This is a genomic window from Aureimonas sp. AU22 (assembly GCF_001463745.1).
Classification (GTDB): domain Bacteria; phylum Pseudomonadota; class Alphaproteobacteria; order Rhizobiales; family Rhizobiaceae; genus Aureimonas.
In genome coordinates, this window is sequence record NZ_BBWJ01000004.1 from 287945 (window position 1) to 309689 (window position 21745).

18 protein-coding genes are annotated in these 21745 nt (G+C 67.0%); 11 read left to right on the top strand and 7 right to left on the bottom strand.

What is annotated here, in order from left to right; genetic code table 11:
• Positions 1-4: 4 nt before the first annotated feature.
• A complete protein-coding gene (locus AUL34_RS01925) occupies positions 5-961 on the top strand; it encodes a carbohydrate kinase family protein (RefSeq protein ID WP_061930290.1) in 957 nt (318 codons plus the stop codon).
• Here the strand turns inward: AUL34_RS01925 and AUL34_RS01930 are convergent.
• Entirely contained in the window at positions 953-2209 is a 1257-nt protein-coding gene (locus tag AUL34_RS01930; protein WP_061930293.1) for a hypothetical protein, read from the bottom strand. The two genes, AUL34_RS01925 and AUL34_RS01930, sit on opposite strands and share 9 nt — an antisense overlap.
• Between AUL34_RS01930 and AUL34_RS01935 the strand changes: the two genes are divergently transcribed.
• The 8 genes from AUL34_RS01935 (at position 2208) to AUL34_RS01970 (ending at position 13318) form a co-directional block, all read left to right on the top strand.
• Complete coding sequence (locus AUL34_RS01935) at positions 2208-3704, top strand: amidohydrolase family protein (protein ID WP_061930295.1); 1497 nt, start codon at positions 2208-2210, stop codon at positions 3702-3704. The genes AUL34_RS01930 and AUL34_RS01935 overlap by 2 nt on opposite strands.
• Complete coding sequence (locus AUL34_RS01940) at positions 3701-4603, top strand: polysaccharide deacetylase family protein (RefSeq protein WP_061930299.1); 903 nt, start codon at positions 3701-3703, stop codon at positions 4601-4603. Before AUL34_RS01935 ends, AUL34_RS01940 begins: the two co-directional genes overlap by 4 nt.
• Before the next feature lie 22 nt (positions 4604-4625).
• On the top strand, positions 4626-5372 hold the full coding sequence (locus AUL34_RS01945; protein ID WP_061930302.1) for an aspartate/glutamate racemase family protein: 747 nt from the start codon (positions 4626-4628) through the stop codon (positions 5370-5372).
• Positions 5373-5387: 15 nt separating this feature from the next.
• Positions 5388-6269, top strand: coding sequence for a polysaccharide deacetylase family protein (locus AUL34_RS01950; RefSeq protein ID WP_061930305.1), 882 nt, complete (start codon positions 5388-5390; stop codon positions 6267-6269).
• A 721-nt stretch (positions 6270-6990) separates the two neighbouring features.
• Positions 6991-7998 (top strand): NAD(P)-dependent alcohol dehydrogenase, encoded by a 1008-nt coding sequence (locus AUL34_RS01955; RefSeq protein ID WP_061930308.1) that lies wholly within the window; start codon positions 6991-6993, stop codon positions 7996-7998.
• 273 nt (positions 7999-8271) lie between these two features.
• Positions 8272-10863, top strand: a complete 2592-nt coding sequence (locus tag AUL34_RS01960) for an EAL domain-containing protein (protein WP_061930311.1) — start codon at positions 8272-8274, stop codon at positions 10861-10863.
• Positions 10864-10936: 73 nt separating this feature from the next.
• Entirely contained in the window at positions 10937-12178 is a 1242-nt protein-coding gene (locus tag AUL34_RS01965; protein ID WP_061930314.1) for a type III PLP-dependent enzyme, read from the top strand.
• A 3-nt stretch (positions 12179-12181) separates the two neighbouring features.
• Positions 12182-13318, top strand: a complete 1137-nt coding sequence (locus tag AUL34_RS01970) for a DMT family transporter (RefSeq protein WP_061930317.1) — start codon at positions 12182-12184, stop codon at positions 13316-13318.
• Here AUL34_RS01970 and AUL34_RS01975 read toward each other — a convergent pair.
• Together AUL34_RS01975 and AUL34_RS01980 are read right to left on the bottom strand one after the other, a co-directional pair.
• The gene (locus AUL34_RS01975; protein ID WP_061930320.1) at positions 13275-14150 is read right to left on the bottom strand and encodes an alpha/beta fold hydrolase; all 876 of its coding nucleotides are present in this window, start codon (positions 14148-14150) and stop codon (positions 13275-13277) included. The two genes, AUL34_RS01970 and AUL34_RS01975, sit on opposite strands and share 44 nt — an antisense overlap.
• On the bottom strand, positions 14147-14791 hold the full coding sequence (locus AUL34_RS01980) for a pyridoxamine 5'-phosphate oxidase family protein (RefSeq protein WP_061930323.1): 645 nt from the start codon (positions 14789-14791) through the stop codon (positions 14147-14149). Before AUL34_RS01980 ends, AUL34_RS01975 begins: the two co-directional genes overlap by 4 nt.
• A gap of 114 nt (positions 14792-14905) precedes the next feature.
• On the opposite strand from AUL34_RS01980, the gene AUL34_RS01985 reads away from it, so the two are divergent.
• The gene (locus AUL34_RS01985) at positions 14906-15844 is read left to right on the top strand and encodes a LysR family transcriptional regulator (protein WP_061930326.1); all 939 of its coding nucleotides are present in this window, start codon (positions 14906-14908) and stop codon (positions 15842-15844) included.
• A gap of 50 nt (positions 15845-15894) precedes the next feature.
• Here the strand turns inward: AUL34_RS01985 and AUL34_RS01990 are convergent, their stop codons facing one another.
• Positions 15895-16488, bottom strand: coding sequence for a TetR/AcrR family transcriptional regulator (locus AUL34_RS01990; protein ID WP_061930329.1), 594 nt, complete (start codon positions 16486-16488; stop codon positions 15895-15897).
• Positions 16489-16561: 73 nt separating this feature from the next.
• Here AUL34_RS01990 and bdcA point away from each other — a divergent pair, with 73 nt between their 5' ends.
• Positions 16562-17275 (top strand): SDR family oxidoreductase, encoded by a 714-nt coding sequence (bdcA, locus tag AUL34_RS01995; RefSeq protein ID WP_061930332.1) that lies wholly within the window; start codon positions 16562-16564, stop codon positions 17273-17275.
• A gap of 94 nt (positions 17276-17369) precedes the next feature.
• On the opposite strand, the gene AUL34_RS02000 is transcribed toward bdcA, so the two are convergent.
• Genes AUL34_RS02000 through AUL34_RS02010 form a run of 3 tightly spaced genes read right to left on the bottom strand, consistent with a single transcriptional unit; the run spans position 17370 to position 21534 of the window.
• A complete protein-coding gene (locus AUL34_RS02000; RefSeq protein WP_061930335.1) occupies positions 17370-19637 on the bottom strand; it encodes a molybdopterin cofactor-binding domain-containing protein in 2268 nt (755 codons plus the stop codon).
• A complete protein-coding gene (locus tag AUL34_RS02005; protein WP_061930338.1) occupies positions 19634-20131 on the bottom strand; it encodes a (2Fe-2S)-binding protein in 498 nt (165 codons plus the stop codon). The genes AUL34_RS02000 and AUL34_RS02005 overlap by 4 nt, the downstream gene beginning before the upstream one ends.
• The gene (locus tag AUL34_RS02010; protein WP_061930340.1) at positions 20125-21534 is read right to left on the bottom strand and encodes a cytochrome c; all 1410 of its coding nucleotides are present in this window, start codon (positions 21532-21534) and stop codon (positions 20125-20127) included. Before AUL34_RS02010 ends, AUL34_RS02005 begins: the two co-directional genes overlap by 7 nt.
• Between the last annotated feature and the right edge of the window lie 211 nt (positions 21535-21745).

Below are 21745 nucleotides of genomic sequence, written 5' to 3' on the forward strand. Positions count from 1 at the left end.
GTTCATGGCATCCAAACCCGATCTTCTGATCCTCGGCCAGATCACAATCGATCATGTGGTTCCGGCGACGCCGGAGCCATGGAAAGAGCAGGTCGGCGGAAACGCCCTCTACGCAGCGGCCGGTGCGCGCCTCTGGCTTGATCCGGCTCGTATCGGCCTCGTGTTCCGCCGGGGGCATGACTTTCCCATCGACGTCGAAGCCGTCCTGGCCCGAGCCGGAATCCGCCATGTCCGGCGCCTCGACGTGGACCTGCCGCATCTCACCGAGTGGATCGTCTACGAGACGAACGGATTTCGCAGGTGCCTGCCCAAGAACGAACCGCTCCGCCACATCGGCTCGGAAGGCGAAGGCGCCGACATCGAGACTTATCTGGACTACCTCCTGCGCTTCACGCCGGAGGCGGCCGACCTGCCCGCCGAATGGCTTCCCGCCAAGGCGGTCCACCTCGCCCCGCAAGTGCGCGACCGGCATCCCAGAAGCTTGGCCTTCCTCGCTGGTCGGGCCGAGTTCCTGTCCGTCGACCCCTCCCCGTTCCTTGCCAAGATGCACGACGCACGAGGGCTCGCGAACGCCCTGAAGGGAGCGGACGCCATTCTTCCGAGCGAGCTGGAAAGCGGTCATCTGGCAAAGGATGGCTGGTTCGAAGCAGCCGACGCGCTCCGCTCCGCTGGCTTTGCCGAAGTCGCGATCAAGAGGGGCGCAGACAGCGTCGTTCTTGCCGCGGCGCGCGAGAGGGTCTCGAATATCCCCGTCACGCCTGTCGACGTGCTCGATCCCACGGGAGCAGGCGACAGTTTCGGCGGTGCCTATGCCGCCTGCCGGATGCTTGGCTACGCACCGCCCGACGCCGTGCGAAGAGCCATTGTTTCGGCGGGCATGGTGGTCGGCTCGCGCGGCGCAGAAGCCGCGCTCGCTCTCGATCCGGCCGAGGCGGCTCGTCGTCTTGCGACGTCAGCTTGAGGGCACCCAGTGAGCCCGGCAGGCGTTCCACAGCATCAGGATGGCTTCTGCCGTGCGCGCTGGATCCGCAAACCGCTCGCGCAGGGCGTCTCGCAGGATTCGGTCCGCGCCCGCCGACCACTCCAGCATGAACGGAACGTGGCTGACCGGCGAGACGACCGCCCGGCGACGCCCATCCAGCAGCCGCCTGACGGCCTCGTCCGCTCCGATCGGGGGAAAGAAGCGCAAAAGCTCGTCGCGGACGACCTCGTCGCGCTCGAGTTCGGGGAACGGCACCGGAAACAGCCGTTCCTGCAACCAACGCCGGTGGACGCGCAGGTCGCCGTCGACTGCTGGTCCGCCGAGCGCCACGGCCAGTCGCAGCGCCTTGTCGCGGCGGATCCTATCAAGGCCGGCGCGCACGCAGATCAGCGCATGACCGGGCATCAGAGGCGTTCCGGTGCGTCCTGGAAGACGCGCCAAGGGAACGCTCACGGGACGCCCCGCCAAGACGCCGGCATCCGCTGCCAGGTAGTCCATGGTGAAGGTGAGAAGGTGGCGACCGGAGGCCCATCGCCGCAGCGCCGCCTCGTCGCTCCGGTCATCAAGACTGCCCGGGGGCACGAGATCTTCCGCGACGAGGCTCGCGAAGAAGTCGACGGCTTCTGCCAGAGCCACGAGCGCTCGTTCATCGTCCAGAGACGTGACCCCACCCGTCGACAGATGACACAGCAGGCTCCAGATCAAACCGGTCTGTGTGGCGTGCCAGCGTGGCACGAACGGATGGTCCGAGACACCGTCCCGACGCGCCCGGCGACAGACGTCGATTACGTCGTCCCAGTCCTGAACCGAGTGGTCAGCACCGGGTCGCTGAAAGAGCGCGAACGGACCGGCATTGTAGTAGGTCGTCCCCAGGAGCCGGCCGTCCGGATCGAGAGAGCCGCGAAGGACTTTCCGGTTCATACGGTGCAGCCATGGTTCGATGGCGGGATCGCACGCCGGTATCGGCTCGATCCAGCCGCACGCTGCCCAAAGCGAGGCTTCGGCGCGTTGCGCATAGAAGACTTCCGGCCCCGCGCCGCACCGGAAGGCTGCGGCGAGAACCTCTTCGTACGCGCCCGGTATGCAGTCCGCCTCCACCGCCGTGCCGGTTTCACGCGCGTACCGAGCGAGATTGTCCCGCACGATCCCGGCACCGACATCCCAAAACGCGAAGCGAAGCGGATCACTTCCTTCCTCGATCCCCGGTTCCAAAGGAACGTTGCCCATGACTGATCTCCTGGTGCGGGGCGGCAAGGTGCTGCGCTCGGCGCAAAGCGACATTCCGGAGGAAGCCGATATCCTGATTCGCGATGGCGTCATCGTGGAAATCGGATCCGACCTCGCAGCGGATGCGATGGATGTCCTGGACGCAACGGGACAGTTGGTGATCCCGGGTCTCGTCAACGCTCATCTCCATTCGCCGGGCAACCTGATGCGCGGCACTCTCGACGGGCTCCCCCTCGAAGTGTTCATGCTGTACGAAGTACCCCTCCTGTCGGACGGGGCCGAAGATCCAGACATCGTTCGGCTGCGCACCTTGATGGGCGCAGCGGAGATGCTGAAGCTCGGGATCACCAGCGTCGCCGACGACGCCTTCTTCGTTCCGCTCACCAGCTGTGCGGCGATCGACGCGATTGCCCAAGCCTATGCCGACAGCGGCATGCGCGCCACGATCGGCCTCGATCAGCCCATCGTCGTAGAATACGACAAGTATCCATTCCTCAAGGATCTTCTGCCGCCGGAACTGCGCGCGCGCATGGACTCGCTGCCGCGCGAGACGGCAGAGGGCATGCTTGCCCACTACGACTACCTGATCGAGCGCTGGCACGGTGCGGCCGACGGGCGGATCGCCGCGGCCGTCTCCTGTTCGGCGCCCCAGCGCGCGACGCCGGACTACTTGAGGGCCCTTTCGGCCCTGGCCCGCCGGCACGATCTCCCATTCTTCTGCCATATCTTGGAAACCAAGCTGCAACGCGTCCTGGGCGAAGAGAAATACGGTGGATCGCTCGTGCGATACGTCGATGAACTCGGCATCCTCGACGAGCACATGCAGGTGATCCATGCGATCTGGGTGGACGACGACGACATCTCGCGCCTCGGGCGTTCGGGCGCCTGCGTGGCGCACAATCCCGTCTGCAATATGCGGCTCGGCAGCGGAGTGATGCCCTTCCGCGCCTTGCGCGATGCGGGCGTTCCGATCTGCCTTGGCACGGACGAGGCTGTCAGCGACGACAGCCACAATCTCTGGGGTGCTATCAAGACGGCCGGGATCATGCATGCCTTGGCCGATCCGGATCCGTCCCGATGGCCGAAGGCGCCCGAAATCCTGGCTGCGGTCTGGGACGGGGGCAGTCGCGTGCTGCGCCGCCGACAGCCGCTCGGACGGATCGCCGAGGGTTACGCCGCAGATCTTGCGGTTCTCGACCTCGACACGCCGAGTTACTGGCCGCTGCACGACATTCGGCGTCAGCTCGTGCTGTGCGAAAGCGGTTCCTCCGTGCGCCATACCGTGGTGGCGGGCCATGTCGTCATGCGCGACCGGCGATTGACGACGATCGATGAGCCAGCCCTTCTGACTGAGATCCGCGCACTGGAGCCGACCCTGCGACGTGAGGCTGTGGCCCTGCGGGAAAGCGCTGGCGAGGTCGAGCCCTACTACCGGGAAATGGTTCGCATGGCAGCGGCCCGCGATGTCGGCTTCACGCGGTGGGTCGGGAGATGACGGGCCTACCTGACGACGGTCGAGACTTTCTCGGTTACGGAGAACACCCACCACGCGCCGTCTGGCCGGAAGGCGCACGCGTCGCCGTGTCGCTCGTCCTCAATATCGAGGAAGGGGCGGAAATGGCTTTGTCTTCGGGCGACGAGCGCAACGAGGCCACCTACGAAGTGCAGGAGGAACTGGTCGGCTTTCGTGACTTCTGCATGGAAAGCCATTTCGAATACGGCAGCCGCGCCGGCTACTGGCGTGTCATGCGCGTGCTGGAAGAGTTCGCGGCTCCGGCCACGCTGAATCTGTGCGCCAGGGCGCTCACGCGTACGCCTTGGCTCGGACGCAACGCCGTCGAGCGTGGGCACGAGATCATGTGCCATGGCTGGCGGTGGGAGCATCACAACGCGATGAGCGAGACGCAGGAGCGCGAACTGATCGCGCGCTGCGTCTCGACGATCGAGGCGGAGTGCGGCGTCAGGCCGGTAGGCTGGCACGTGAAGAGCCACCCGTCGGCCAACACGCGGCGCCTCCTGATCGAGGAAGGCGGCTTCCTCTACGATTCGAACGTCTACAACGACGACCTGCCGTGGACGCTGCGCGGCACGGAGCGCCCCTACGTCCTCCTGCCCTACGCGTTCGACACCAACGACATGAACTTCTTCGCCTCGCGCCGCTTCGTGCATGGCAACGACTTCTCCCGTTACTGTTGCGACGCCTACGACTGGCTGCACGAGGAAGGCGCGGACCGTCCGAAGATGATGACGGTCGGTCTTCACACCCGCATCATCGGCCGTCCCGGCCGGATCGCCGGTCTGCGCGATTTCCTGCGCCATGTGCGTGACAAGGGCGGCGGCTGGATCGCGCGGCGCGATGCGATCGCCCGTACCTGGATCGCCTCCAACGCCTGACCTCCGTCCGAAGGGAACCGCTTTGCGCATCCATATCATCAACCCCAACACGACGGCCGCCTTCACGCATGCCGATCTTGCTGCCGGGCAGGCCAGCGCGTCCGCCGGTGTCGTGGTGACCGCCAGCGAGCCGCCCGAGGGGACCCCCTCGGTCGAGAGCCACTTCGAGGAGGCCGTGGCGGCCCTTGGCGTCATCTCGGAAATCCGCCGGCTCGAGGGCGAACCGATCGACGCCTTCGTGATCGCCTGCTTCGGCGACACGGGCTTGGCGCCCGCCCGGGAGGTGGCACGTGTTCCCGTTGTCGGTATGACCGAAGCCGCGCTGATGGCTGCCGCACTTGTTGCCGACACGTTCTCCATCGTCACGCTCCCGGCTCGAACCCGCATCCATTCCCACCGGGTCGTACGGTCTCTTGGCCTGGATCTGGCGGGTCGCTGCCTGCCGATCCGTGCGGTGGACGTGCCGGTGTTGTTCGACGAAAGCGAGGAAGACGCGGTCCTGAAGGCGATCCTCGCCGAGGGACGGGCCGCGATCGACACGGACGCCGCCGAAGCGATCGTCCTCGGCTGCGCCGGGATCGGCCATCTGGCGCGCCCGATCGAGACCGAGCTTGGCGTGCCGGTGATCGACGGCGTGTCCGTGGCGGTCGGCATGGCGGAGACCCTCGTTCGCTGTCGCCTCACGACGTCGAAGCGTTCGAGCTACGCCGATCCGCCGGCCAAGACCCTCTCCGGATCCTTTCGATCCATTGCCCGATCCATCTCCTGATCCCAAGGAATCCTCATGCTTCCCAGGCAGTCCCGCTACGGCTTCTCGCCCATCACGCGCCGCCCGGACTATGAATGGCCCGGCGGCAAACGTCTGGCGCTCTACGTCGCGTTGGGAATCGAGGAGTATGTCTTCGGCGAGGGGATCACCGAGGACCTGTTCCCCGGCGCGCCGAAACCCGATTACGTGAACACGTCCTGGCGGGACTACGGCAACCGAGTGGGCGGCTTCCGCCTGATCAAGCGTTTCGCCGATTTCGGCGTACCGCTGACCATCCTCCTCAACACGGAAGTCTACGACCATGCACCCGACCTGATGGACTTCGCGCGCCGGCACGGCTGCGAGATCGTCGGTCATGGCCTTACCAACTCCGACACGCTCGCCGGGCGGGCGCCGGCAGACGAAGCGGCCTATCTGAAGGCGGTGGCCGATCGCATCGAGGAAGTCGAAGGCGGCCGTCCCGGCGGCTGGTCGAGCCCCTGGCTCTCACAGACCGAGAACACAGCCGATCTTCTGAAAAAGACCGGCTACCGCTACCTGATGGACTTGCGGCTCGACGACCAGCCGGTCTGGCTCCAGACGCGAGCCGGCCCGCTGTTGGCTTTGCCCTACGCTCTGGAACTCAACGATTCTTCCACCCTGATCGGTCGCCAGGGTGACGCCACCGACTTCGAGCGGATGATCGTGGATGAGTTCGACGAGATGCTCGAGGCTTCGAAAGACCAACCTCTCGTCATGTCCGTCGTGGTCCACTCCTTCATTTCCGGCGCCCCTTTCCGCCTGCGCGCCCTGACCCGCGCCCTCGAGCATATCACCAGGCGGCGGGACGAGGTGTGGATCACCCAACCGCGCGAGATTGCCGCCTTCATGGAGGCGAACCCTCACCTTGCCGTCTGAACCGTCGTCAGAAGTCCTTCATGTCTCGGTGGAGATCCTCGATCGAGGAAAGGCGATCGAGCGAACTCTGGCCGAGCCGGGACCAGACCTGCTCGGTCAGGACATGGCAGAAAACGAAAGCACTCGCATGGTCGTCGAAATGACCGCGCGCGCCGGAGTGGCACGCACTCGTCGGTAAATCAGGCTGGACACCTTACGAAGGGCTTCGGATTACCGGCCGTGTGGAAGCAACCATCGTGCGATGGCTGGTGCTTGGCCCGCTGTGGAAAGCCATTGATCGATCTCGGCAGCGCCTAGTTCATCTCTCGGCATTGAGACATCGACGGCAAAGGCGCCAACCAACGACTCGTGTCGAGCGGATCGAACGTTGTCTGGCTCCGGCCAACGGGCGATTGACCGCCAAACCCATCGTAGAGTTTCGGCGACGCCGGACACCACATGATGCGATTTGCGATGAATTGCGATGCCCTCACCTTCCCGCGATGATGGGCGTCACAGTCGAGGAAAGTCGCCAAGTCCGCGTTGAATTGGCCCGAGAGGTCATCGGGGTCAGCGTATGGGACATGACGCGTGGGCCTGCGTCGTCCGGCTTTACGGCCACCCTTCATTTCGATCTTGGAATTTGGTCCATACGCCGCCCCCTCATCTCCAGGAGGCAACACGCCCTATCTGCGTCCGGGACCGGCGCTTGCGCCGCTTGAAACGGCAGGGAGACGTGACGATGAAGGTGATGGCACTGCGGGCACCGGGCGGGTTGGACCGTATCGTGGCGGAGGACCGCTCCGATCCCGGTCGGCCGGGGCCTGGTGAGATCCGCGTCGCCCTGCATGGGGCCTCGCTGAACTTCCACGACCTCGCGGTCGCTCTCGGCCAGATGCCGACGGCGGACGGGCGCGTCCTCCTCGCCGACGGCGCTGGTCTCGTGGAAAGCGTCGGCGAGGGCGTCAGCGAGTTTTCGCCCGGTGACATGGTCGTCTCCTGCTTCTTCCCGGACTGGCAGGACGGGGCACCGACGGTCGGCGACTTCGCGCGCACGCCGGGCGACGGCATCGATGGGTTTGCGCAGGAAGCCGTGGTCCTGCCGGCCACCGCCTTTACCCGCGCGCCCAGGGGCTATGATGCGGTGGAAGCTGCCACCATCACGACCGCGGGTCTGACCGCATGGCGCGCGCTCGTCGGCGACGCCGGGCTGAAGGCGGGCGATACAGTTCTCCTTCTGGGGACGGGCGGCGTCTCGATCTGGGCGCTGCAGATCGCCAAGATGTTCGGAGCGAGCGTCGCCATCACCTCGTCGTCGGACGAGAAGCTCGAGCGTGCGCGCGCGATGGGCGCAGACTTCACCCTGAATTATCGGGCCGAACCGGAGTGGGGGCGCCGGGTTCGCGACTGGACCGGTGGCAGAGGCGTCGATCACGTCATCGAGGTCGGCGGCCCCGGAACCCTCGCCCAGTCCATCGAAGCCGTGCGGATCGGCGGGCACATCGCCCTCATCGGCGTTCTCACGGGCTTTTCCGGCGAGATCCCGACCGGCGTGTTCATGACGAAGCAGGCCAGGCTTCAGGGACTGATCGTAGGAAGCCGTCGACAGCAGCAGGAATTCGTCCGTGCGCTGGAGGTGAACGCCATCCGGCCGGTGATCGATCGCCGTTTCGCGCTTGCGGACCTTGCGGACGCCTTCCGGCACGAGCAGGGCGCGAGCCATTTCGGCAAGATCGGAATCGAATGGTAGGGGATCGGTGAACGACTCGAAGCGGCATCGCGGGCGGTTCGCTAGCCTGCGATGCCGCGATCCGGACGTGCGACACCGTCTCATCTCGCGATGAAGCACATTCCACCAGCGGCAGCGTATAGGGTCGTTGCGTCAGCGGAGTTTCGGTCGTTACGTCAACTCGTGGCGGATCTACGTACATTGTTAGTGATATATACGACGTCCCCTCGACGATTCATTTTGCATTATTGGCTCTTCCCCTAGCGTCCGCCGTAATTGGTGGTGGGGGCGTGTATGAGTCTGATGAACCGGGGACCGGCGAGTAACGGCTTCAGTCGTCGCGTCGTCCTGCCCATGTCGGCCATGGTCGTCGCGACGGTCACGCTGGTCTTGGTGTTCGTTCTCATCACCGCGCATCGACAGAATTCGATCGCACTGGAAGCATCCACCAAGCTCGCGGAGACAGCTCTGACCGTGAAGGAGCGGGAAATCGCTCGAACCTTGCGGGATTATGCCGTCTGGGAGGACGTCTACCGCAACCTGCACGAGACCATAGACATCGAATGGGCCGCGACCGACGGCAACGTCGGCGCCAACATCTTCACCGGCCTCGGCTACGAGATGGCCTTCGTGATCTCCCCCACGGGCAAGACGGTCTATGCCGTCATGGACGGGGAGCCGACGACGCGGATCGAAGCCACGTCCGCCATCCAGGACGGGTTGCCGCAACTCCTGGCGCGCGCCGCCGCGCAAGCCGAACCCGCGGTGGGGATCCTCGCCGCGCAAGACGGCAACGCGCTCGTGGCGGCGACGACCATCCTGCCGCCGTCGCTGGACGGCTCGGGCCTCAGCCCGGCGGATCGCTCGTCCATGATCTTCGTCAAGAAGCTGGACCCGGCCTTCCTGTCCCGCATCGGCAGCGAGTACCTTCTGCGCGACCTGCGCATGGGCACACCCGACGAGCCCGGCCTCGGGGCATCTATCCCCCTGCGCTCGCCTGGCGGCGACGTTCTGGGAGCCGTGACCTGGATACCGGAGCAGCCGGGCTACAGCCTCCTGCGTTTCATTCTGCCGCCGTTGGGCGTGTCGCTCGTCATCTTCGCGGCCTTCGCCTTCCTCGTGCTGCGTCACGCGCGGCGCTCGACGGTGGAACTCGAGCAGTCGTCCCGGACCATCGAGACCTATGCGCAGACGCTCGAGGAAAGCGAGGCGCGCTTTCGCGACGTCGCCGAGGCGTCCTCGGACTGGATCTGGGAGTGCGACACCGACATGCGGCTCGTCTACCTCTCGGCCCGGTTCACCGAGGTCACGGGACTTGCGGCGGCCAATGCGCTGGGTCGGACCCTGGAGCAGTTCTTCGTCGTCGAGCGCGCCGACGACGACTGGCAGAAGCGGTCGAACCAGTTGCATGCGCACCAGACGTTCCGCGATCTGCGCTGCCGCTACCACGACGCCGACGACCACCTTCGCATCTGCCGCCTGGCGGCGCGACCGGCCTTCGACGCGCAGGGCCGCTTCTCCGGCTACCGCGGGACCGCGACGGACATCACCAGCGAGGTCGAGGCGCAGGACCGCGCCACCCATCTAGCGCACCACGATGCGCTGACCGGCCTTCCCAACCGGGTCCTCTTCCACGAGCGCCTCACGGCGGCTCTCGACGAGAACCGCCAGGAGCGCGCGCGCATCGCGATCCTTTGTCTCGACCTCGACCACTTCAAGGAGGTCAACGACACGCTGGGCCATGCCGCCGGCGACGTGCTCCTCCAGGAGGTCAGCGAGCGTCTGAGATCGGCGATCCTGCCGAGCGATACGGTCGCCCGCCTCGGCGGCGACGAATTCGCCGTGGTTCAGCTCGGCGTGAACCAGCCGCTGGAAGCGACCGCCCTCAGCCGCACCATCATCGAGCAACTCAACCGTCCCTACATCGTGGACGGAATGGAGCTTCATGTCGGCGTCAGCGTCGGTCTCGCCTTCGCAAACGACGACAGCTACACGCCCGACGCACTTCTGAAGAACGCCGACATCGCCCTTTACCGCGCCAAGCAGGCCGGTCGCGGCACGATGCGGATCTTCGAGCCCCGGATGGACCTGGAGCTGCAGGCCCGCAAGGCGCTGGAATACGATCTGCGCCAGGCGGTGGCGCGGGGCCAGCTCGAGGTCCACTACCAACCCCTGATCGAGCTCGACGGCGAGCGCGTCGCCGGCGTCGAGGCGCTCGTCCGCTGGCGTCATCCGGAGCACGGGCTCGTTCCGCCGGGCAACTTCATCCCCTTGGCCGAGGACACCGGGCTGATCGTCGAGATCGGCGAATGGGTGCTGCGGACCGCGTGCCGTCAGGCCATGGAGTGGCCGGACGTGCGCGTCGCGGTGAACCTGTCGCCGGTTCAGTTCAAGCATCGCGAACTGGTCGAGACGGTGCGGCAGGTTCTGGAGGACACAGGCCTTCCCGCCGGACGCCTCGAGCTCGAGATCACCGAAAGCGTGCTTCTGCACGACGCCGTGGCGGCGAAAGAGATCCTGACGGCCCTGAAACAGACGGGGGTCCATATCGTCATGGACGATTTCGGCACCGGCTATTCGTCGCTCGGGTACCTGAACTCCTTTCCGTTCGACAAGATCAAGATCGACAAGTCCTTCATCTCCGACCTGTCGGTGGAGAAGTCGAACGCCATCGTGCGCTCCGTGATCGGGCTCGGGCAGAGCCTCAACATGATCACCACGGCGGAAGGCGTCGAGACCGAGGAGCAGGCCGCGTTCCTGCTCGCCGAAGGCTGCGAGCAGGTGCAGGGATACCATTTCGGTCGCCCCGTTCCCGCTATCGAGATGTCGCGGTTGCTCGAAGAGCGCTTGATCCCTCCCGGCCTGCCGATCCCGGCCGTCGCCTGAACCCCACCTCTCGGGCCGGCTTCGTGCCGCTGAAGGCGCACCGGCCCTCGCCTGCTCCATGCAAAGGAATGCCATGATGTCCGCAACGGCCCGGTCGTTCGACAATCGCACTACGCCTATCGAACAGTTGGCCCGCCTCGACGGCGCCATCCCTGCCCTCGCTCGTGCGCGGCGTTCGGGACCGCCGCTCCCGGTCTTCGAGACCGTCGACGCCGTCGTCGCGTCGCTGCGGCCGGCCGAACCGGTCTTCTGCCTGGAGCCGGCACGCCTGCGGCAAGCCGCCCGGCGGTTCGCAAACCTTCCGGCGCGCGTGCTCTACGCCGTGAAATGCAACCCGCATCCGGCCGTTCTCGAAACCCTGTTCTCGGCGGGGATCCGCGACTTCGACGTCGCCTCGATCGAAGAGGTGCGTCTTATCGCCGATCTGTTCGGCAAGTCGGCCGGTCAGTTCTTCAACAATCCTGCCAAGTCGCGGCCTGCGATCCGCTCCGCGTCCCGCGACTTCGCCATCCGGTTCTACACCGTGGACTGCGCCAGCGAGATCGACAAGATCCTCGCCGAAGCCGAACCGGACGGCGACCTGATTATCGCGGTCCGCCTCGCGACGCCCTCGCGCGACGCGCGCTATGCCTTGTCGACCAAGTTCGGTGCGCCGCCCGCCGAGGCGGCGGACCTCCTGCGCGAGATCGATCGCAGAGGGGTGAAGGCCGGCATTTCCTTCCATGTCGGCTCCCAGTGCCTGTCGCCCGACAGCTTCGGCAACGCCATCGATCTCGCGGGCAAGGTCGCGCGCAAGGCCGGCGTCTCGTTGAGCGTCCTCAACGTCGGCGGCGGCTTCCCCGCCCCCTACCCCGGCGACCACGTGGCGCCGATCGATCGCTACTTCGCCGAGATCCTGCAGGGCCGCCGCCGACTGGAACTCGCTTCGGGCTGCATGCTGATGTGCGAGCCGGGCCGGGGGCTGGTGGCGGAGGCCGCGAGCGTCGTCGTGCAGGTCACGCTGCGCCGCGACCGGACGATCTTCCTCAACGACGGCGTCTTCGGCTCGCTTCAGGAACTGGGCCATCCCAAGGAGCGGCGTCCGGTGCGGATCGTGCGTCCCGACGGACCACCCGCCGCATCCCGCCTCGGCGAGTTCAAGGTGTTCGGGCCGACCTGCGATTCCAACGACGTTCTCGGCGCGCCGTTCCTGCTTCCGGAGGACGTGCGCGAGGGCGATTGGCTGGAGGTCGGTCAGATGGGGGCCTACAGCTTGTCGATGCGCACGCACTTCAACGGGTTCCATCTCGACCAGATCGTCCAGATCGGCGTTTGATCCGTGACGGTGCCCACACCCGCCCGGCTTTCCGCGACGCTTCTGGGCGTCTGCGGCATCCTCCTCTGGGCGACCGAGACCGTGCTCATCACGTTCACGACGCGCATCCCTCCGCTTCAGACGGTGGCGCTGGCCTTCGTCTTCGCGGCTTTGATGGCCCCGTTGGCGTGGCGGTTGACCGGAGACGATCCTCGGGCCGCCTTTCGGCAGCCGCCGCGGGTGTGGCTGCTCGTGGTCGGGTCGCTCGTCGGCTATCACGCGGCGATCTACTGGGCGACGCAGCAGGCCCCCCCGGCAGCCGCCGCGCTTCTCCAGGGCACGACGCCGCTTCTGATCGTCCTCGGTTCGGCGCTCCTTCCGGGCGAGCGTCTTCGCGCCTGGCATGTGGCGGGCGCCATCGTCGGGCTGGTGGGCATCCTTCTCCTGATCGATGGCGGCGAGGCGATCACCGATGATGGCGGCGCGCGTGCGCCGGCCTTCTACCTGTCGCTGATCGGGGTCGCGGCAGGCCTGTGGGGCCTCTATTCCGTGCTGTCGCGGCGGTATGCCGACGTGCCGACCTCCGCGCTCGGGGTCTTCTACGCCGCATCCGCCGTGATCTGCGTCCTCCTCCACGCCTCGCTCGAGACCTGGGTGGCACCGACGCCGGGCGAGTGGGCGGCGATCGCCGCGCTCGGGGTCTTCCCGATGGGGCTGGCTCTGTATCTCTGGGACGTCGGCGTGAAGCACGGCGACATCCAGGCCCTCGGGGCGATCAGCTATGTCGAGCCGTTCATCGGCGCCCTGCTCGTTGCGTTTCTCGGCCAGGGCCAGTTGGACGCGCGGCTCGCCGTATCGGGACTGCTCGTCATCCTGGGTGCGCTGCTCGCCAGTTGCAACCTGCTGCGCACGGCGCCCATCCCACAGGCCTCCGCCGTCGCATCCGACGCGGCGATGCTGGACGACTTGCGGCGGGATCTCGTCTCGGCGACCGAGCGCTGTCTCCGCAAGCTCGAACAGACGCCGCCCGTCGTCGCGGCGGACGAACGGGAGATGATCGCCGGCCGCCTGCTCGCCCTATGGCGTTCCATGGATGCGCTGTGCGCCGACGACCGACTCACGCCGAGGCGTTGGGAAGCCGACGGTCGAGGAAATCTCTGATCAGGCGGGCGATCTCGCCTGCATCGGTTTCCAGGGCGAAATGGCCGGCGTCCAGTAGATGGATCTCCGCATCCGGCAGATCGCGGCGGTAGGCTTCCGCGCCGGCAGGCAGGAAGGCGGGGTCGTGACGCCCCCAGACCGCAAGAAGCGGCGGCTGGTGGTCGCGGAAGTAGCGCTGGAAGTCGGGGTAGAGCGCGACATTGCTCTTGTAGTCGCCGATGAGATCGAGCTGGATCTCCTCGGCACCCGGCCTCGCCATGTAGGCGATGTCGAGTTCGTAGCCGTCGGGCGAAAGGCGCTCCGGCTTGGACCCCGTCCCGTACTGCCAGTCCCGGATCGTGCCGGGTGAAAGCGACGGCCGGCAGGCTTCGCGATTGGCCTCGCTCGGTTCGCGCCAATAGGCCTGCCACGCGCCCCACTCGTCGCTGAAACCGTCGAGATAGGCGTTGCCGTTCTGCGAGACGATCGCGGACACGCGTTCGGGATGACGCATGGCCAGCCTGAGGCCGACGGGGGCCCCGTAGTCGAAGATGTAGAGGGCGTAGCGCTCGAGCGACAAGGCCTCGACGAAACCCTCGATCACATCCGCAAGCCGGTCGAACGTGTAGTCGAAGCCACCACGCGGCGGCGCCTTGGTCTGACCGAAGCCGGGCAGGTCGGGCGCGACGAGATGGAAGCGATCGGCCAGCAACGGGATCAGATCGCGGAACATGTGGCTCGACGTCGGAAAGCCGTGCAGAAGCAAGAGCGTCGGCTTCGAACGGCTGCCCGCCTCGCGATAGAAGACCTCGACGCCGTCGACGTCCACAGTCCGGTAGCTCGGTTGGGTCATGCATGCTCTCCTTGGGTGTCCTTCGCCGACGCCGCGCCCGCGCGCAGCGTGGCATTCTCGGCTTCGAGCGCGGCCAGCCGCTCCTGCAGGGGACGGACCGCTTCGGCGATCTCGGCTTCCGTGAAGCGCGGGATGATGTGCTGCGGGCAGTTCCAGTCGAAGGCTTCGAGCCGCATCCGGAAGATGCGCTCGATCCGGCCGCGATAGCCGGGCACGGCGACGAGATCGGCCAGTTCGGGCATGGCATCGGGCGCGATGGCCTCGACATGCGCGTAGATCTTCAGGCGCGCCCGGTGCGGGTAATCCATCAGGAACAGGCAGGCGCGATCGTTCGCCCCAAGGTTCCCAAGGCTGATGTACTGGCGGTTGCCGGAGTAGTTGGCGAAGGCGAGCGTCTGGGCATCGACGAGCTTCAGGAAGCCTTGTGGGCCGCCGCGATGCTGGACATAGGGCCAGCCGGTTTCCGAAACCGTCGCCATGTAGAAGCTGTCGCGTGCGCCGATGAAGGCTGCCTCGTTCTCGGTGAAGCGGTCGAAGGCGCGATGTCCCGGGAAGTCCTGCCAGACATGGTCGACACCCATCGCGGCCTGCGCTGCGCGAACACTCGGCGTCACGGCGATATCGAGGAAGCCATAGGACATGATCGGGGGTCCCGCGTTGGAAGCCCGTGGGGCTCGTCACGCAGAAATGCCCCTTTCCATCAGGCGACGGAATACGGCAAGATCGCAATTCACCTTGTCGAAATATGGTAAGATATGGACCGTCTCGAAGCCATGCTTCTCCTGCGCGAGGCGATCGACCGCGGCAGCCTGTCGGCGGCTGGTCGGGCCTTGCGCATCCCCGTGCCGACGGTCAGCCGCAAGATCTCGGACCTCGAAGCGCAGCTCGGAGCGAAGCTCCTGGTTCGCACGACGCGCAGCCTGACGCTGACGGATGTCGGCGTCGCCTATCTCGCGGCCGCCCGGCGCATCCTCGACGAGGTGGATGGCGCCGAGCGAGAGGCGGCCGGGGAATTTGCCGAGCCGAAGGGCGAACTCGTGCTGAGCGCTCCGATCCAGTTCGGCCGCCTCCATGTGCTTCCGGTGGTCGCGGACTTCCTCGACCAGTTTCCCAAGATCGGCGTCCGGCTGCTGCTCGCCGACCGCAACGTTCACCTCGTCGACGATCACGTCGACATGGCGCTGCGCATCGGCCGACTGGCGAACAGCACGATGATCGCCACACGGATCGGCACCATGCGCATCGTGACGGCGGCAAGTCCGGCGCTTCTGGCAAGGCATGGTTCACCCGCCGTGCCGGAGGATCTGCGCGATCTGCCCGCCGTCGCGGTGGACGGTCCGATGCCGGAGGCGAACTGGCGCGCCCTTCCTTCGGGACGCGCGGCAGCGGACAGCGCGCCGTTGCCGCCACGCTTCGCGGTGACGACGACGGAGGCGGCGGTGGATGCCGCGATCCGGGGCATCGGCGTGGTGCGGTTGCTTCACTACCAGGTGGTCGAAGCCGTGGAAGCCGGGGGGCTCGCGATCATCCTCGACGACTTCGAGCCCGAACCGGTCCCCGTCCATCTCGTCCACGCGACGCGCGGGCAGATGCCTCTGAAGCTGCGCCGCTTCCTCGACTTTGCCGCACCGGCCTTGCGTGAGCGGCTGGCAAAACTCTCGCCCCGCGACCGGCCATCACAGGCGACAAGCTGACCGGATCCGCAAGGGGTGTCGCCTCGCCTCCGCGTCTCGGTCCGGAAGGTTCAATCGCCGAGAGCCTGAACGATGGCCGAGCCGGCGAACCGAGCCGTGGCGAGAAGCTGGTCCAGCCCGTGCCCACCGCGCGCCTTGCCGGAGAGGCCGAACATGGTCGTCGCGACGAAGTCGGTGATGCGGTCGGCGTCGGCGGGATGGCGGGCCGCCACATAGTCGCGGATCGCCTTTTCCGCCGCGAGATTGTAGGCGCGCGCGGCCGCCCGAGCCTGTGCATCCTCGCAGCGCGTTCCTTCCACCACCATGCAACCCGCAGCGGCGGGATCGGCGACATAACGACGGGCAGCCTCCTCCAGCAACGCCAGAAGGCTGTCGGCGACGGGACGATCGGCCCGCAACAGGTCCGCGAACGGGACCGCGCCCGCCTCGGCGTAGCGCTCCAGGACGCGGGTGTAGAGCCCGAGCTTGCTGCCGAAGGCGGAGTAGAAGCTCGGCGGATTGATGCCCAGCGCATCGGTGATCTCGGTGACGCTGACGGCCTCGTAGCCGCGGGCATGAAACAGACGCTCGGCGATGGCGACCGCCTCGTCGGGATCGAAACGCCGTGGCCGACCGCGCCCGCGTGAATTTTTTGTAACAGACATTACAGAAACATTGACCTCGCACTGGCTCTATAATTATGTAGCGACCACTAACTTAGGTCGCAAGGAGCGCGCGATGACACCGTATCAGGGCAAGACCGTACTGGTTCTCGGAGGTAGCCGAGGGATCGGAGCGTCCATCGTGCGGCGCTTTGCGGCCGATGGTGCGACAGTCATCTTCACCTATGCCGGGTCGCGAGAGGCGGCGGAGGCTTTGGCGGCGGAGACCGGCAGTACGGCCGTCCAGACCGACAGCGCGGACCGGGACGCCGTGATCGCGAGGGTCCGGGACAGCGGACCGCTCGACGTTCTCGTGGTGAACTCCGGGTTCGCGATCTTCGGCGACGCCCTGGACCAGGACCCCGACGAGATCGACCGGCTGTTCCGGGTCAACGTCCACGCGCCCTACCATGCCTCGGTCGAGGCGGCTCGGCGGATGCCGGACGGCGGGCGGATCATCGTGATCGGGTCCGTGAACGGCGACCGGATGCCCGTGCCGGGCATGGCGTCCTATGCGCTCAGTAAGTCTGCCCTGCAGGGACTGGCGCGCGGGCTCGCACGCGATTTCGGGCCGCGCGGGATCACGATCAACGTCGTGCAGCCAGGCCCCATCGACACCGACGCCAACCCGGCGAACGGGCCGATGCGAGACCTCATGCACAGCTTCATGGCCTTGAAACGCCATGGAAGGCCCGAGGAGGTCGCCGCGATGGTGGCCTGGCTGGCAGGACCGGAGGCGGGCTTCGTCACCGGCGCCATGCACACGATCGACGGCGCCTTCGGCGCATAGGCGAGGCTTCGGGGGCACCGGGCGTATCGTGCGTCCTCCCCCCTTACGCCCTCGTCGCAACCCAAACGGCTTCGCAGCGGATTCCCTCGGAGGCCTAGGCTCGGATCGCCTCCCGGATGCGTTCGCGCGTGAGCGGCAGATCGTAAAGACGCTTGCCGATCGCATGGGCGACGGCATTGGCAAGCGCGGAGCCGCCCGGCCCCTGGCTGCACTCCCCCGCCCCCAGGAACGGCGTGCCCGGACGCGGAATGATCTCGACGTCGATCGTCTCCGGCAGAGCATCGAAGCGAAGGATCGGATAGGTCGACCAGTCGACCGAGGTGACGCGCGTCCGGTCGAAGGTCACCGCCTCGTACAGCGTCCAGCTCGCGGACTGGACGATGCCGCCCTGCACCTGGTTGGCGACGCCGTCCGGGTTGACGACCTCGCCCGCATCCACCGCCGTCGAGCCGCGGACCATGCGCACGCGCCCCGTATCCGGCTCGACCATCACCTCCATCGCGACGGCGCAGTAGGCGGCGAGATTCTTGTAGCGTGCGAACGCGAATCCATAGCCGTGGTTCGCCGGCGGGGCCTTTCCTGCCTGCCAGCCGAACATCGCGGCCGCGCGTTCGATCACGTCGCGGGCGCGCTCGTCCTGCATGTGGCGAAGCCGGTACTCGACCGGATCGGCGTCCGCCTTCGCCGCCAGCTCGTCCATCATGTTCTCGATGGAGAAGACGTTCATGTAGGCGCCGAGGCCCCGCAGGGCGGAGACGCGCAGCGGCATCTCCTCGATGAAATGCCAGACGACATCGCGATTGGGGAAAGCATAGAGCGGGTTGGAGTTGCGGTCGCCGTTGCCTTCGGGCGTGATCCGCACCTTCGGGATCGTCGGCGCGAACGGCTGGGCCAGATGCTGAGCGGGCAGGAGCGCGCCGGCGCCGCCGGGCCGCGAGTTGTGGGTGTTGCTCCAGACCTCGTGGGTCCAATCCACCACCGTTCCGGCGGCATCGGTCCCGGCCCGGATCCGTGTCACCATGCCGGGCGAGAAGGGCTCCCAGGCATGCTCCTGCTCGCGCATCCACTGCAGGCGCACCGGTCGTCCCGGCAGGGCCTGCGCGAGGAGCGCGGCGTCCGCCGCCGCATCGTCGGCGCCGTTGTGGCCGTAGCAACCCGAGCCTTCGACATGGACGCAGCGCACCGCCGTCTCCTCCACGCCGAGCATCCCGGCGATCGCCTCGCGGTCGGGATAGACACCCTGCGTATGGGTCCAAACGGTGGTGACGCCGTCCGCGAGCACTGCGACCGCGCAGGACGGGCCGATGGAGGCATGAAGCTGGTAGGGGCGGGTGAAGCGCGCCTCGACGACGGCGAGGCCGGGCGTGCCAAGCTGCCCGCTTTCGGCCACCTGTCCGTCCTCGATCGGACGCGACAGAAGATGATCGGCCAGCGTGGCGGCATCCGGCAGATCCTCCCGCTCCTCCCAGCGGGCGAGTGTGGAAAGCGTCCACATCGCCTTGATCGCCTGCCATTCCTTCTCCGCCAGAAGGCCGAGGAAGGATCCGTTGCGCACCACGGCAAGGACGCCCGGCATGGCCTCGACCGGCGCGGCATCGACCGAGACGAGGCGTGCCCGCGGGCTCGGCGGGCGCACCACGCGCCCATGCACCATCCCGTCCGGGCGCATGTCCTGAACGAAGGCCGCGCCACCCGTCACCTTTCCGGGGATGTCGATGCGTGCGCGTGGGCGCCCCATCTCGCGGAAGTCGCTCGTCGGCTTCAGCCTGGCGTCCGGTCGGGCTCGCCCGCGAATGAGTTCGCCTGAAACGAGGTCTCCGTAGCCGACGCGCCGTCCGTCCTGCGCGCTCACAGCGCCCGCTTCGGCAACGAGGTCCTCCGCCGGCAGGCTCCAGCGCCGGGCCGCTTCCGCCACGAGGATCTCGCGGATCTGCGCGGCGACATGGCGGATCGCCGTGCCGCTGTCCTGGATCGAGTGGCTGCCGGCCGTGAAGCCCTCGTCGGGGCTTTCGCTGGTGTCGGGTCCGATCAGGCTCAAGCTCTCGAACGGCATCTCCAATTCTTCGGCAGCGATCTGGAGAAGCGCGGTCTTGATGCCCTGGCCGAGTTCCGCCTTGCCGGTGAAGACGGTGGCGCGCCCTTCGGCGTCGATGCGGATCCAGGATTCGAGGTTCGGATTGGTCTTGAGGCTGCCGGGAAGCTCGGGAGCCACCTCCTCGACCGCCTGGAAGTTCTGCGCCTCGTTGCCCGGCGAGGTCGTGGTCTGCCCGAACGCGCTTCGCATGGAGAAGGCCAGCACCAGCGAGCCGGTGCCCAGAAGGACGCCGCGCCGCGTCAGAGCATGAGGATCGCGCCCGCTCATGACCCCGCCCTCCCCGACGGAGCCTCTGCCCCGGCCGTCGCCATGCTGTCGGCCGCGCGTCGGATGGCGGCCAGGATGCGCATATGCGTGCCGCAGCGGCAGAGGTTCGGCTCCATATGCGCGCGGATCGCTTCGTCGGACACGCCGGGATCGCGTTGGAGAAGCGCCTGGGCGCGCATCATCATGCCGGGGATGCAGTAGCCGCACTGCGCCGCCTGCTCGGCGATGAACGCTTCCTGCATCGGCCCGGGCGCCTCGATCGTCCCGAGGCCCTCCACCGTCGTGACCGCCTTGCCTTCGAGCAGTAGCACGGGCGTCACGCAGGACAGGACCGCCTCTCCCTCGACCATCACCGTGCAGGCCCCGCACTGGCCGAGACCGCATCCGTACTTGGCCCCGTGCAGGCCGAGATCGTCCCTCAACACGTAGAGAAGCGGAGTGTCGGGATCGGCCTCGATGTCGTGCAGCGTCCCGTTGACGGTCAGGCTTACCATGAGGTCTCCCGCTTCGAAGGATTGGCCGGGGCCTGGGAGCCGGTGGCGAGCGAACGCTGGCCGTTTTCCTCTCCCCTCGCCCGCGCCTCGGCGATGAGATCGGCGGGGTCGTCCCAGGCCGGTCGATCGCTGAAGGTGCGGCGCATGTAGGCCAGAAGGTCGGCGATCTGGCCGTCGTCCAGCGCACCGGCATAGCCCGGCATGATCGGACCCCGCTCGCCTTCCGGCGCCGGGATGCCGTTCAGGATGACGTTGATCGGGTTTGCCGGCGTCGGACCCTGGATCGCGGTGGAGTTGTCGAGGCGCAGCCCGCCATAGGGCAGCGGCCGACCGGCGTCATGGCAGGTCGAGCAGGCGCCCGCATAGATCGTGGCACCCCGATCGGCCGGATCGTGCACAGCCGGCACCGTCTGCGTGCCGGCTGACGGGGCCGCGACACCGGGAAGATGCTCCTGCTCCTGCGACAACAGCGCCTCGGCGCGTTGGCGCCGTTCGGCCGTCGGCTCGCCCATCAGCGAGACGATATAGGTCGCGATCGCGCGCGACTCGGCTTCCAGCAACGTGCCGAGATTGGCGTTGACGGGCGCCATGGGGCCGCGGGCGACGCCGTGCCGGGCTTCCCAGCCCTGGTGCAGGTAGTGCGTCAGGCTGTCGACATCCCAGGGGATTGGCGCGGGCGACGCCTCGTTGAGGGCATAGGCGGTCCAGCCTTCGGACTCGCCCCCGGCCAGATGGCTGCCGCCCTTCTTCTCCGCGCCGAGGAGATTGCGCGGGCTGTGGCAGGCGCTGCAGTGTCCGAGGCCCTCGGCGAGATAGGCGCCGCGATTCCAGACCTCGTCCTTTGCCGGGTCGGGCTCGAAGGTCCCCTCGCGGAAGAACAGGAGCTTCCAGCCGGCCAGCACCATGCGCACGTTCAACGGAAAAGGCAGCTCGTTCTCGGGCGCCTGCGCGGACACGGGCTCGCGCGTCATCAGGTAGGCGTAGAGAGCGCGATTGTCCTCGTCGGAAACCAGCGTGTAGTGATCGTAGGGAAAGGCGGGATAGAGATGACGCCCTTCGCGGTCGACCCCCTCCCGCATCGACCTTTGAAACGCCGCCTCGCTCCACCGTCCGATGCCGGTCTCCGGATCGGGCGTGATGTTCGTGGAGTAGATCGTGCCGAAGGGCGTCGGCAGGGCCAAGCCGCCGGCGAACGGTTTCCCGCCAGGCGCGGTGTGGCAGACGACGCAGTTGCCGACCGCAGCCAGATCCGCCCCCTGTTTCACCAAGGCGGCATCCTGCACAGACGCCTCGCGCGCGCCGTCGATCGGAGCGATCTCGCGTTCCCAGGCGATGGCGAGAAAGGCGCCTGCGCCGGCAACGAGGATCCCGAGGAGGCCGATGCCCAAATGTCGTCGCTTCATCGGCCGCTCGGTTGGAGGCGGTTCCAGATTGGAAGCGCTACAGACTAGGAAGCTAGCGGACGAAGGGGACGGTCCAAGACGGGGACGGTCAAGAGTCGTTGTCCGCCCATGGATTTGCGGTTCGCGCCACCGTCGGCGGGAGTTCCGCAAATCAACCGAACGCGATGTCGGCACGCATGGTTGGCATTACGCGCGACGCCGCATCTTCCTT

Bases quoted from the DNA above. Each gene is read 5' to 3' on its own strand.
- AUL34_RS01925 (WP_061930290.1), top strand. From the start codon at position 5: ATGGCATCCAAACCCGATCTTCTGATCCTCGGCCAGATCACAATCGAT.
- AUL34_RS01985 (WP_061930326.1), top strand. From the start codon at position 14,906: ATGGACCGTCTCGAAGCCATGCTTCTCCTGCGCGAGGCGATCGACCGC.
- AUL34_RS01935 (WP_061930295.1), top strand. From the start codon at position 2,208: ATGACTGATCTCCTGGTGCGGGGCGGCAAGGTGCTGCGCTCGGCGCAA.
- AUL34_RS02000 (WP_061930335.1), bottom strand. From the start codon at position 19,637: ATGAGCGGGCGCGATCCTCATGCTCTGACGCGGCGCGGCGTCCTTCTG.
- AUL34_RS01990 (WP_061930329.1), bottom strand. From the start codon at position 16,488: ATGTCTGTTACAAAAAATTCACGCGGGCGCGGTCGGCCACGGCGTTTC.
- AUL34_RS01965 (WP_061930314.1), top strand. From the start codon at position 10,937: ATGATGTCCGCAACGGCCCGGTCGTTCGACAATCGCACTACGCCTATC.
- AUL34_RS01955 (WP_061930308.1), top strand. From the start codon at position 6,991: ATGAAGGTGATGGCACTGCGGGCACCGGGCGGGTTGGACCGTATCGTG.
- AUL34_RS01940 (WP_061930299.1), top strand. From the start codon at position 3,701: ATGACGGGCCTACCTGACGACGGTCGAGACTTTCTCGGTTACGGAGAA.
- AUL34_RS01980 (WP_061930323.1), bottom strand. From the start codon at position 14,791: ATGTCCTATGGCTTCCTCGATATCGCCGTGACGCCGAGTGTTCGCGCA.
- AUL34_RS01930 (WP_061930293.1), bottom strand. From the start codon at position 2,209: ATGGGCAACGTTCCTTTGGAACCGGGGATCGAGGAAGGAAGTGATCCG.
- AUL34_RS02005 (WP_061930338.1), bottom strand. From the start codon at position 20,131: ATGGTAAGCCTGACCGTCAACGGGACGCTGCACGACATCGAGGCCGAT.
- AUL34_RS01960 (WP_061930311.1), top strand. From the start codon at position 8,272: ATGAGTCTGATGAACCGGGGACCGGCGAGTAACGGCTTCAGTCGTCGC.
- AUL34_RS01950 (WP_061930305.1), top strand. From the start codon at position 5,388: ATGCTTCCCAGGCAGTCCCGCTACGGCTTCTCGCCCATCACGCGCCGC.
- AUL34_RS01975 (WP_061930320.1), bottom strand. From the start codon at position 14,150: ATGACCCAACCGAGCTACCGGACTGTGGACGTCGACGGCGTCGAGGTC.
- AUL34_RS02010 (WP_061930340.1), bottom strand. From the start codon at position 21,534: ATGAAGCGACGACATTTGGGCATCGGCCTCCTCGGGATCCTCGTTGCC.
- bdcA (WP_061930332.1), top strand. From the start codon at position 16,562: ATGACACCGTATCAGGGCAAGACCGTACTGGTTCTCGGAGGTAGCCGA.